Source organism: Saccharospirillum sp. MSK14-1 (assembly GCF_003054965.1).
Taxonomy (GTDB): Bacteria; Pseudomonadota; Gammaproteobacteria; order Pseudomonadales; family Natronospirillaceae; genus Saccharospirillum.
In genome coordinates this window covers 1,708,561-1,719,505 of sequence record NZ_MIES01000033.1, presented here as the reverse complement: position 1 = coordinate 1,719,505, position 10,945 = coordinate 1,708,561, and the positions used below count along the sequence as shown (strand labels likewise).

Here is a 10,945-nt window from a genome sequence, read left to right as displayed (position 1 = left end):
GCGGGAAGCCCCCTTCAAGATGAGTTTTCCCTGAGACTTCGAGTCTCCTAAAGGGCCCAGGAAGACGACCTGGTTGATAGGCTGGATGTGTAAGCGCTGTGAGGCGTTGAGCTGACCAGTACTAATTGCCCGTGCGGCTTGGCCATATAACGCCCAAGGGGTGTTGGCGGCTTGAGTGAGCAAAGATAAGAAGCTACGAACACTTGGACAATCGGACAAACGACGGCTAGAGGGAAAGAAAGCTAGCTGGAAGACAACGAGAAGACACGTCAATCAGAGCGAATTGGGTGCGTTGTTGAAGAAGCCACGGAAAGTGAGCTTCGTAAAAACGACAACCACCAACCAGTTTGCTTGACGACCATAGAGCTGTGGAACCACCTGACTCCTTGCCGAACTCAGTCGTGAAACGCAGCCTCGCCGATGGTAGTGTGGGGCTTCCCCATGTGAGAGTAGGTCATCGTCAAGCTTTTAATACCACCCCGGACCAGAGATGGTTCGGGGTTTTTTATTGTCTGCAACACAGGCACCACGATGACCTCCTCTACGAGAAGCGGAGTGCCGCCCAGCGGGATGCCGCCTAGCGGAACGCCGCCCGGGTCATCGTCAAGCTTTTATTGCGAACCCCCGGTCAGAGATGGTTCGGGGTTTTTTATGGCTCGGAGAAAACAATTTAGCCGCCGCAAAAAATAAAAACCGGGCATTCCAGCCCGGTCATATTCTTCTTAAACCCTCAAAAAGACTCAATCACTCCCAGAAAAACTCATCCGGTATCGATAGCGTTTTTCCTTTAATAAATACTCATCATGCACACTCGGGCTCCAGGAGTCGTCACCACCTACTCCCATATGATGTGCATCCAGGCGTAACTCCAGACCAGCCTCATCAATCAGTTCGTACTGATGTCGTGCCTGGGCGACTTGCGCTTGGCGATAAGGGCTTAGCGCAAAATGGAAGTCGCCTTGAACGCGTAAAATACCCAAGTCCAAATGCTGAGTATCGCAGCGCAAGCCGTTATCACTGGGAAAAATATAAGGGGTGTGCAGTTCCTCAACAGCCAGTTGGTGTAACCCCCAATAGGCCGCCAATTCCCGGTCAGGATAGTTTTCATGCGGACCCCGTCCCAGCCATTGAACTCTGTCGGGGCGTTGTGCCAAGCGCATGATCAATCCGATACGTGCAACTGGCGGTAAACCAACCGCTAACTCAGCGTCTACGTCGAGCGTCAATTCACCCTCGCCATTCAATTGCCAGGTCCAGGTTGTTGCTGCGCAATCGATATTATCCACAGACCAGCGGTTTTTCACGACGATAACGGCTGTCTGCTGTTGTTGGTAAGTGCTAACTGAGCTACAGCGACGTTGCAGTCGGTCTAGACCGGCGGCTTGCCATCGGCTGGCCCAGGCATTGGGATCTATACGGTCAGCCTCGCTGACGCCAATATCATTGTCCAATGGTGCGCGCCAGAAGTTGTCGATGGGCGGCTCGATCAATATCTCCTGGTCATTGATCTTCCAGCTGATCAGTAGCCCGTTGTTGGCATCAATTTCAATGCAGGTTTGCGCTGCTTGCATTAACCAGCCTGAGGTTTTTTCGATCAGCTGTGCGGAAATTTTGTCGGAGGCAGTCTTCAGCTGTAGCAGTTCAAGGCTTGCCGGTAAGGTGAATTGGTCACGAGCGCTTTCATGGTTCGCATCCGACCAGGCCGTCGCTTCAGGCTGAGTTACCCAGACATTCAAATGATATTTGCAGCCGGCTTTTGGTGTCGGCACGTTATCCATCAAGGTAATGGTTTGTCGGTTCTGAGCGCTTAATTCGAGCCGTTGTTCATCACCATAAATAACCTTGCCGTCTTCCGTCAGGTTCCAGTGGAGACGTTCGTTGTCGCTGTTACGAAATAAAAACTCACTGCTAACGGCAATGCTTAATGGTGTTGTCGTGAGTAATTCAAACTGAAAAAACTGCTGGCAGCGCTTCGCTTCAAGCAAGGTTGGGTGCGGTGTGCGATCTGGAAAAATCAAACCATTAATACAAAACTGGCGGTCGTTGGGTTGGTCACCAAAATCACCACCATAGGCCCAGTAAGTCCGGCCATCACTCGTAGTGTGGTTCAAACCCTGGTCTACCCAATCCCAGATAAACCCCCCTTGCAGGCGAGGATATTGACGAAAGGCTTGCCAATAATCGGCAAAGTTGCCCAGGCTGTTACCCATGGCATGAGCGTACTCGCACAGAATCAATGGCCGATTTTCATTGGGTAATCCAATCCATTTTTTGATGGACCATTTGGGGACTGAGACCGGAAGCCTTAGGTCGTTATCAAGGCGAGCATACATTGGACAGATGATGTCCGTAGCCGCGCTGTCTGCGCCACCACCTTCGTATTGCACTGGTCGCGTTGGATCGGTTTGTTTAATCCACTGATAAGCGGCGTGATGATTCGCGCCTAGGCCCGACTCATTACCCAGTGACCAGATAATCACACTGGGGTGATTGCGGTCGCGAAATACCAGGCGCGTGACTCTTTCCAAATACGCATTCAACCATGCTGGATCATCGGAGACCTGGCTGGAAGGATTCAGACCGTGGGTTTCAATATTGGCTTCATCGACCACATAAAGACCATAGCGATCACAGAGCCGATAAAAGTCCGGATGGTTGGGGTAGTGGGCGGTTCGTACTGCGTTGAAGTTGTATTGCTTCATTAAGCGAATATCTTCTTCCATATCCGCAAAGCTGACAGTGTGGCCGTTCTCCGGGTGGTGTTCGTGACGATTCACACCACGGATTAACAATGGCTGGCCATTGATTGTTAATAGGCCATTGTGGATTTCAACTTGGCGAAACCCAACATCGTAGGCTTCGATATCCAATGGTTGGTTTTGATCATTAACTAAGCTGACAACCAAACGATATAGATTCGGTGTTTCGGCCGTCCATTTTTTTGGATCGGTGACTGCAATACGATGTTGAACGCGGTTGCGAAAACCGCCGCGCTCGTCGACTTCAACCTCGCCAGCACGCTGAACAATGACATCAGTAATGGCTTTATCGCCATCAAATAACTGAGCAGCAACCGCCAACGACGGATCGGAAATTTGTGTGGTCAGGTAGATTGATGCATCGCGATAACAGGCGTCTAACTCGGTTTGAATTGAAACGTCTTCAATGGACTGAAGTGGTTTATGCAGGAGTGACACATCGCGGAAAATACCGCTCAGCCACCACATGTCCTGATCTTCCAAATAACTTCCATCCGACCAGCGCAAGACCATGAGGGCAATGCGATTCTGGCCCGTCGTGAGCATGTCACTTAGATCAAATTCTGCCGGTAGACGGCTGTCCTGGCTGTAGCCAATCCATTGACCGTTGCACCATAGATGAAAGGCCGAGTTAACACCGTCAAAACGGATACGGGTTTGGCCAATAAGCTGCTCTGCATTCAGTTGTATATCGGTGAAATAACAGCCGGTCGGGTTTGCCTCAGGCACCCTGGGAGGGTTCGGTTCGAAGGGATACTGAACATTGGTATAGATAGGTTGGTCGTAACCCTGGCATTGCCAGTTCGCAGGTACTTTTATCGGTTCAAAGTCGGATAAATCGAAGTCGCTTTCAAACAGTTCGGCAGGCACTTGCTCGGGTTGAGCGTATAAGCGAAATGCCCAGTCGCCATTCAAGCTGCGATTACGCCAGGACGTGGTTTCGGTTAAGGCCGATGCCTGATCACTGAAACTGAACAGCGGGCTGTGGCCGGGCAGTTTATTCAAACCAACCTGGGCCGGGTTTTCCCAGTCACGCCGGGCCAGAATTTCAGTGAAGCTAGGCATTGCAACCTCCTAAAAAAACAGGGCGGCGCTAGGCCGCCCAAACAGGTTTAGCGAAACAGATTTAACTTAACGGAACACGCGCTGACGGACACGTTCCAGGTTGTTCAAGATGTCGTCCAGTCGATCTGGAACGACCATGAATTCCTGGAAGCCCTTCATGCCTTCTGAGGCCATGGCCGGGTCGGTATCGCGGTCATAGAACTGCGCAGTACCGTCTGCTTCAGACAACATCTGCAAGCCTTCTTGCAGGAAGTGATTGTCACCGGCTTCAGCTTCAGAGTTAGGTGGCAATTGGTTCAGACCCAGGTTCAGTCGAGTCTGTACTTCCGGTTGGGCAACATAAGCCAGGAAGCGCTTGGCGTCTGCTTTGTTTTTAGCGCGCGACGGAATGTGAATCGTATCGGTCGGTGCATCTTCAAACATGCCCACTTCCGGATTAATTTGCGGGAACTGGAAGAAGCCGTAGTTGGAACCTTCCGGGAAGCTTGGCGTTAAGAAGTTGCCCATCAGGTACATGCCGGCATCGCCATTGAGCAGCGGAGCCTGAGCTTCCTGCCAGCTGTAGGATGCGTGGTTTTCCAGGAAGTAATCACCATCAACCAGCTGGCGCCAGTTGGCAAAGGTATCGCGTACGCGATCGTCGGTGTAAGGGATTTTTCCATCCATCAGGTCGATGTGGAAATCCAGACCATTGGTACGCAGGTTGAGGTAGTCAAACCAGCCTGCCGCGGTCCACAGGAACTTGGTACCGATGGTGATCGGGGTGTAGCCGTTTTCTTTGAGAGTTTCACAAACCTCAATGAATTCTTCCCAGGTTTGCGGTTCACTCAGGCCAAGTTCATCGAACATATCCGCGTTGTAATAGATGCCCCACTGGTAGTAGGTGGCAGGTACACCGTACTGCTCACCCTCAACAGTCATTGAAGCACGTGTGGAGCGGAAGGTTTCATTCATGCCGTTGTCTTCCCAGACATCGGAAACCGGCTCAAACAAACCACGGTCGACAAAAAACTTCATGCGGTTGCCGGCGAACCAGAACACAACGTCCGGTGGTGATGTCACCAGCCAGTTACGAATTGCGCTTTTATAACCTTCATGATCATACTCGTTCAGTTGAACGTCGATATCCGGGTTGGCGGCTTCGAAGTCGTTGATGATGTTTGTCCAGGTTTCGCGCGGAGCGGGGTCGGACTGGTTCGAGTTAATAACCAGAGTGCCTGCCTGAGCTTGGCTCAGCAACAAGGCGCTCAGTGCGCTGGCGGTGACTAGGTGTTTCAGTTTCATGGCTTCGTCCTTCTTTTTTGTTGTGAGACGACAGGCGGGACGGTAGTCCCTGTTTTCGGGGTGTTGTTATAAATGCCTTTTTGGCTACAACAACACCGGGCGAGACGATTTACGGGTCCATGGGTTCCAGTGCCAAAACCAGTAACGTATCTGGATCTAAGACCGGCAGCGGTAAGCCAACCTGCATCAGTTCGGCGCCAGTAAAATGAGCTTGCTGAGCGTCCATCCAGGCTGGTTTTTGTTTCATCAGGTGACCCGTTTTTTGTGGTTCAAACAGGCACTGCAATCGATAGATTTGGCCAGTCACTAAGCGTTTTAATTTCAAATTTTCGCCGACCGCCAGAGTCGGCATGCGTTGTTGAAAAACGCTGACCAATTGGCGGTTTTTATGACTGACGGAAAATGCAATTTGAGCATCGTCACCGCTATTCAGTGTGTGACGCAGACCCTGATGCAACAGCGGACGCCATGCTTTGTGCAGTGCAATACCGCGCTCCATTCGAGCAAACGCAGTGTCATCCAGCTTGCGGATATCCCACTCGATACCCAGGTGTCCAAAAAAGGCGGTGCCGATACGCACATCGTCTTGATGAACACGACTGGTGGTATGGCTTTCTGGCGGCCCAATGTGACTACCAAGCACTTCGGCTGGGAAAAATAAGGCAGCCCATTGCTGCATGATCTGACGTTCATGAGCGTCGTTGCAGTCACTTAACCAGAAGCGCTGGGTGTAGTGCAGAATGCCAAAATCCATGCGGGCACCACCGGAGGCGCAGGACTCGATTTCTACGGTCGGGTGTTGCGTGCGCAGACGCTTAAGCAGCGTATAAAGTCCTTGAGTCTGGCGAAAACCCGCCGCGCGACCGTCAGCGTCAGCGGCCTGGACATGGTCACGATTCATATCCCATTTCAGATAGCGAATGGGGTAATCCGACAGCAAGGCATTGAGATGGTCGAACAGATAATCCCGTACTTCGGTGCGGGTTAAATCGAGCACTCTTTGGTTGCGCGCCAGTGGTTGATGTTGACCATCGATGGCGAGCACCCAGTCGGGGTGTTGTTCGTACAGCCGTGAGCGCGGATTAACCATTTCCGGCTCTACCCAGAGCCCAAATTCCAAGCCGTGTTGTTTTAAAGTCGCCGCTAACGGGTGTAATTGTTCCGGGTAAATATCTGGATCGACGACCCAGTCGCCGAGGCCAGCGCTGTCGTCTCGACGACCGAGAAACCAGCCATCATCCAGTACATAACGTTCCGCGCCAACGCGAGCGCCTGCTTCGGCCAATTGGTCTAACCCGTGTTGATTGTGGTCGAAATAAAGCGCTTCCCAGGTGTTGATGTGCACGGGGCGAACTGCATCACCTGGCAGTTGCAGAATGTGCGCACGCACGAAGCGTTGAAAGCGTTCGGCGATGCCGTTGTAGCCCGCTTTGGATCGACAGGCGTAGAGTGTCGGTGCATCAAATTGCTCACCGGCAGACAGGCTGACTTCACCAGGCAGAAGATGCGCTCCGGCCTGATATTGGCTGTGACCGAGTTGGCTGCGTTCCAGGCGCTGACGGTGATTACCACTCCAGCCAAGGTGAAACCCATACACCTCGCCGTCATCGGGGCTGAATTCGCGGTCGCTGACCAGCAAACCGGGGAAGTGGTCGTGCGAGGTACGTCCGCGCAGGTTGGTGTATTCCAGAGATCCTAACGGCAACCGGTCGCGCTGAGGTTGGAATTCGTGCACCCAGCGGCCACTGAAACTCATCACCTCCGTCATGGACAGTGGCAAGGGCAGCGTCGTCAGCCATTGCTCCAGAGATAAAGGTTCTGGTCCCAGGTTGGTTAGGCGGACATCAATGCTCAGGACGTCGGTGTCAGTATCGAGCTGCAGCTGCCAATCAATCTGAACCTGGAAGTTAACGGCTTGGAGTTGAAACGTCAGCTGTTGATCGTCAGCGGAAAGGCATTGGCAGTGCCACTGAGGTGCCCAGTGGCGACCCTCAACATGACACCGCAGTGCCGGTTCCATAAAGGTACCGTCGGCCAGCGTTGGCACCACACTGAGCGCACTGTGTTCATCCAGGCCAGCCTGAGCCAGAGCGCGTTGCCATAGTTGTTGGTCCGGTGTTGTCGACAGCGGCGCACCCCAGTACCGCAAAATGGGTGCTCCGTTCTGTGGTTGTTCGATCACAACGCTGGCGTTGCGGCTGTGCAGTGTATAAAGAGTCATCATTCAGCCCTTGGTAGCGCCCAGCGTCAGGCCCGCAATGAAGTGTCGCTGCATGGTGAAAAACAGAATCACCGGTGGCAGGGCCGCGACGATGGAGCCGGCGGAAATCAGTTGCCAGGACGCCAGCCATTGACCGCGTAGGGCACTGATGCCAGCGGTAACGGGTCGAACTTCGTCGCTTTGAACCAGCACCAGCGCCCAGAAATAATCGTTCCATACGAAGGTGAATATCAGCACCGCCAACGCGGCCAGTGCGGGGCGGACCAACGGCAGCACGATTTTGCGGAAGATGTGCCATTCGCTGGCACCATCCAGCCGGCAGGATTCGAACAACTCATCCGGTAGGTCAACGATGAAGTTGCGCATAAAAAGGGTGCAGAAACCGGTCTGGAAGGCGGTGTGGAAAAGGATCAGCGCCCAAATGCTGTCGTACAAACCCAGGTCGATGGTGAGATCGCGCACCGGAATCATCAGAATCTGGAAGGGCACAAAGTTGCCACCGATAAAGGTCGCGAAGATGGCAATGCGACCGCGGAATCGATACTTGGCCAACGAAAACCCGGCCAGCGTTGCCAGGGCTACCGAGGCGACCATCACCGGTACAGTGATCAACACGCTGTTCAGCAGGTAACGTCCCATATTGGTGTTGCCAAAAACAGCGCTGTAGTTTTCCACCAGCATCCAGTCTTTGGGCCAGCCCCAGTAGTTACCGGCATTGATGTCACCAATAGAACGCACCGAGGTCATCATCACCGCAAACATGGGGAGCAACCACAGCACAATGGACAGCGGCAGCGCGATTCGATAGCTGATTTGCGTCAGCGGCGAGGTTTTTTGGATAGGAGTCGGAAACATCTTAACCTCGCTCAGCCCGCAGCATGCGCCACAGGAAGAAAGAAATGTATATCAGCATGATGGCGAACAGCACAGTTGCGATGGCAGCGCCGTAACCCATGCGGTAATTGAAGATGGCTTGCTCGTACATAAAGAACGCCAGAACGGACGAACTGCCATAAGGACCGCCGCCGGTCATGGTAGCGACCAGATCGAAGGAGCGCAGAGCGCCGATGACGGTGACCACAATGGCCAGGAAAGTCGCCGGTCTCAGTTGGGGAAGAATGACGTGACGCAGCATCTTCCAACCGTGGGCGCCATCCATTCGGGCCGCTTCAATCTGTTCCGGATTGAGGTTGTTCAAACCGGTGAGATACAAAATCATGGTGTAGGCAATTTGCGGCCATAAACCCGCCGCGATGATGCCGTATGTCACCAGGGTTTCATCGGCCAGAATCGGCAGTGGGCCCATACCGAATAATCCCAGCGCTTTTTGCAGTAAGCCGTAGCTGGGATCGTAGAACCAAGCGAAGACGACGCCGACGATCACCTGAGAAATCACGAATGGGAAAAAGAACAACGATTTGACGGCGCGAATGCCCAATACCTGTTGGTTTAAAAACAGTGCGACGCCCAGCCCAAGTGGAACCGCCAGCATGTAGAACACCAACCAGAGAATGTTGTTCTTCAATGAGGTCCAGAACAGAGGGTCTTCGCCCAGTTCTACGTAGTTACCCAGGCCGATAAAGACTTTGTCACCGAAACCGTCCCAGTCGAAGAAGCTGATCCAGATGCTTTGCAGGATCGGGGAGATCACGTAGACCGTAAAGAACAGCATCGCCGGCAACAGAAACAGCCAGGGAATTAGGCGATGCCAACGATCAGTGCCGCTGATTTCGTGCACGTCGCACTACCTCTTATCGTGTTGTTTTTATAGTCGGGCACATTGGGTGACCCTTTGATGAGCGAGTATGGTGAGGCTTGGAAACGTTTTCAAGAATTTTTTCAATTCTGCCGTACTTGGCTTATACGATTATATAATATGGGATTCTCAGCCCTTATTTTCCGGGCGCTTAGGAGTGAAATCGTTTTCAGATTGGAGGTCACAGATCGAGGTTGGCGCTGTCGATTGATGTGCGAAAGAGTACACTGGCGCCAGCCAGATCGTAGCCGGGCTATTGCATCCGGTGCCGATCATTTTGCCTACAATAAAAATTGAAGGAGTCATCATGTCAGACACCTTGCTCGCTATCGATCAGGGCACGACCAGCACCCGCGCCATATTGTTTAACCGCGATGGTCAATCGCTGCACAGTGCGCAACAGGAGTTTCGACAGATATTCCCACGCAATGGGTGGGTGGAGCACGACCCAGAAGATATCTGGCAGTCGACCCTCAGCGTCTGTCGTGACGTCTTGGATAAAGCAGGTATGACGGCTTCCGATATCCGGGCGATCGGTATTACCAACCAGCGTGAAACCACGGTGGTTTGGGATAGAGAAACCGGCGAACCGATCTATAACGCCATTGTCTGGCAAGACAGACGCACCGCAGATTTCTGCCACCAGCTCAGAGACGACGGCCACGCTGCCTGGGTTGCTGAGAAAACCGGCCTGCTGCTCGATCCGTATTTCTCCGGCACCAAGGTGCGCTGGATTCTGGACAATGTAGACGGCGCCCGCGAACGCGCCGAACGCGGTGAACTGGCCTTTGGCACGGTCGACAGCTTTTTGTTGTGGCGTCTGACGGGCGGCCGGGAACACGCGACCGATGCGACCAATGCATCGCGCACCCTGATGTTCAATATCCACACCCAGCGTTGGGACAGTGCCCTGCTCGATATGCTGGATGTGCCAGAGTCAATGATGCCGACGGTGAAAGACTGCGCCGATGAGTTTGGTGACACCGACGCCGAGTTGCTCGGTGGCTCCATACCGGTTCGCGGCATTGCCGGCGACCAGCATGCCGCCTTATTTGGCCAGGCCTGTTTTGCCCCGGGCATGGTGAAAAGCACCTACGGAACCGGGTGTTTTATGGTGATGAACACCGGCAAAAAGCCGTTGCAATCACACCATAAGCTGTTAACCACGGTCAGCTATCGACTCAACGGCGAAGTCACCTATGCCCTGGAGGGCTCCATTTTTATGGCCGGTGCCACCATGCAGTGGTTGCGCGACGGCCTCAAATTGATCGAAAAAGCGTCCGACTCGACCGAACTTGCCAAAAAGGTGGGGCCGGACCAAGGGGTCTACCTGGTGCCGGCGTTTACGGGGCTGGGCGCGCCGTATTGGGATCCGGACGCCCGCGGTGCCATCGTTGGTCTGACGCGCGATTCCGGCATTGCTGAAGTGGTGACCGCCGGTCTGCAAAGTGTGGCCTATCAGACCCGCGATCTGGTCGATGCCATGCGCGCTGACGGTGCCAAAGAATTGGAAGCGTTGCGGGTCGATGGCGGTATGGCCGTCAATGACTGGACCATGCAGTTTCTCGCCGACGTACTGGGTACCCGGGTCGATCGGCCCAGCGTGACCGAAACCACGGCCCTGGGGGCCGCCTTCCTGGCTGGTTTAGCCTCTGGCCTCTACACTTCACTGGACGATATCTCCGGTTATTGGCAGTGCGAACAGCGGTTTGATGCTCAGATGTCAAAACAGGATCGCGATCGCCTGTATGATGGTTGGCAGCGCGCTGTGAAGGGTGTGCGGCAGGTCAGCGAACCGGATTGACCGGCTTTAGAAAACCGGGCGAACGCCGTTATTAAAAGAAGGGTCTGGGCTGACCA

6 protein-coding genes and 2 rRNA genes are annotated in these 10,945 nt (G+C 53.6%); 3 read left to right on the top strand and 5 right to left on the bottom strand.

Going from position 1 to position 10,945, the window contains the following annotated elements; translation table 11 throughout:
- A 23S ribosomal RNA gene (locus BGP77_RS17190) occupies nt 1-146 on the top strand; the annotation flags it as partial.
- Nucleotides 147-350: 204 nt separating this feature from the next.
- Nucleotides 351-466: ribosomal RNA gene (gene rrf, locus BGP77_RS17185) — 5S ribosomal RNA — on the top strand.
- 274 nt (nt 467-740) lie between these two features.
- Here rrf and BGP77_RS17180 read toward each other — a convergent pair.
- The 5 genes from BGP77_RS17180 to BGP77_RS17160 all read right to left on the bottom strand — a co-directional run bounded on the left by BGP77_RS17180 (nt 741) and on the right by BGP77_RS17160 (nt 9,001).
- A complete protein-coding gene (locus BGP77_RS17180) occupies nt 741-3,824 on the bottom strand; it encodes a beta-galactosidase (protein ID WP_108165921.1) in 3,084 nt (1,027 codons plus the stop codon).
- A gap of 66 nt (nt 3,825-3,890) precedes the next feature.
- The gene (locus BGP77_RS17175; RefSeq protein WP_108165920.1) at nt 3,891-5,108 is read right to left on the bottom strand and encodes an ABC transporter substrate-binding protein; all 1,218 of its coding nucleotides are present in this window, start codon (nt 5,106-5,108) and stop codon (nt 3,891-3,893) included.
- Between the two features lie 109 nt (nt 5,109-5,217).
- On the bottom strand, nt 5,218-7,329 hold the full coding sequence (locus BGP77_RS17170) for an alpha-galactosidase (protein ID WP_158269418.1): 2,112 nt from the start codon (nt 7,327-7,329) through the stop codon (nt 5,218-5,220).
- A gap of 3 nt (nt 7,330-7,332) precedes the next feature.
- On the bottom strand, nt 7,333-8,184 hold the full coding sequence (locus BGP77_RS17165) for a carbohydrate ABC transporter permease (RefSeq protein ID WP_108165918.1): 852 nt from the start codon (nt 8,182-8,184) through the stop codon (nt 7,333-7,335).
- A 1-nt stretch (nt 8,185) separates the two neighbouring features.
- Entirely contained in the window at nt 8,186-9,001 is an 816-nt protein-coding gene (locus BGP77_RS17160) for a carbohydrate ABC transporter permease (RefSeq protein ID WP_108166022.1), read from the bottom strand.
- 391 nt (nt 9,002-9,392) lie between these two features.
- On the opposite strand from BGP77_RS17160, the gene glpK reads away from it, so the two are divergent.
- On the top strand, nt 9,393-10,889 hold the full coding sequence (glpK, locus tag BGP77_RS17155) for a glycerol kinase GlpK (RefSeq protein ID WP_108165917.1): 1,497 nt from the start codon (nt 9,393-9,395) through the stop codon (nt 10,887-10,889).
- The last annotated feature ends 56 nt before the right edge of the window (nt 10,890-10,945 follow it).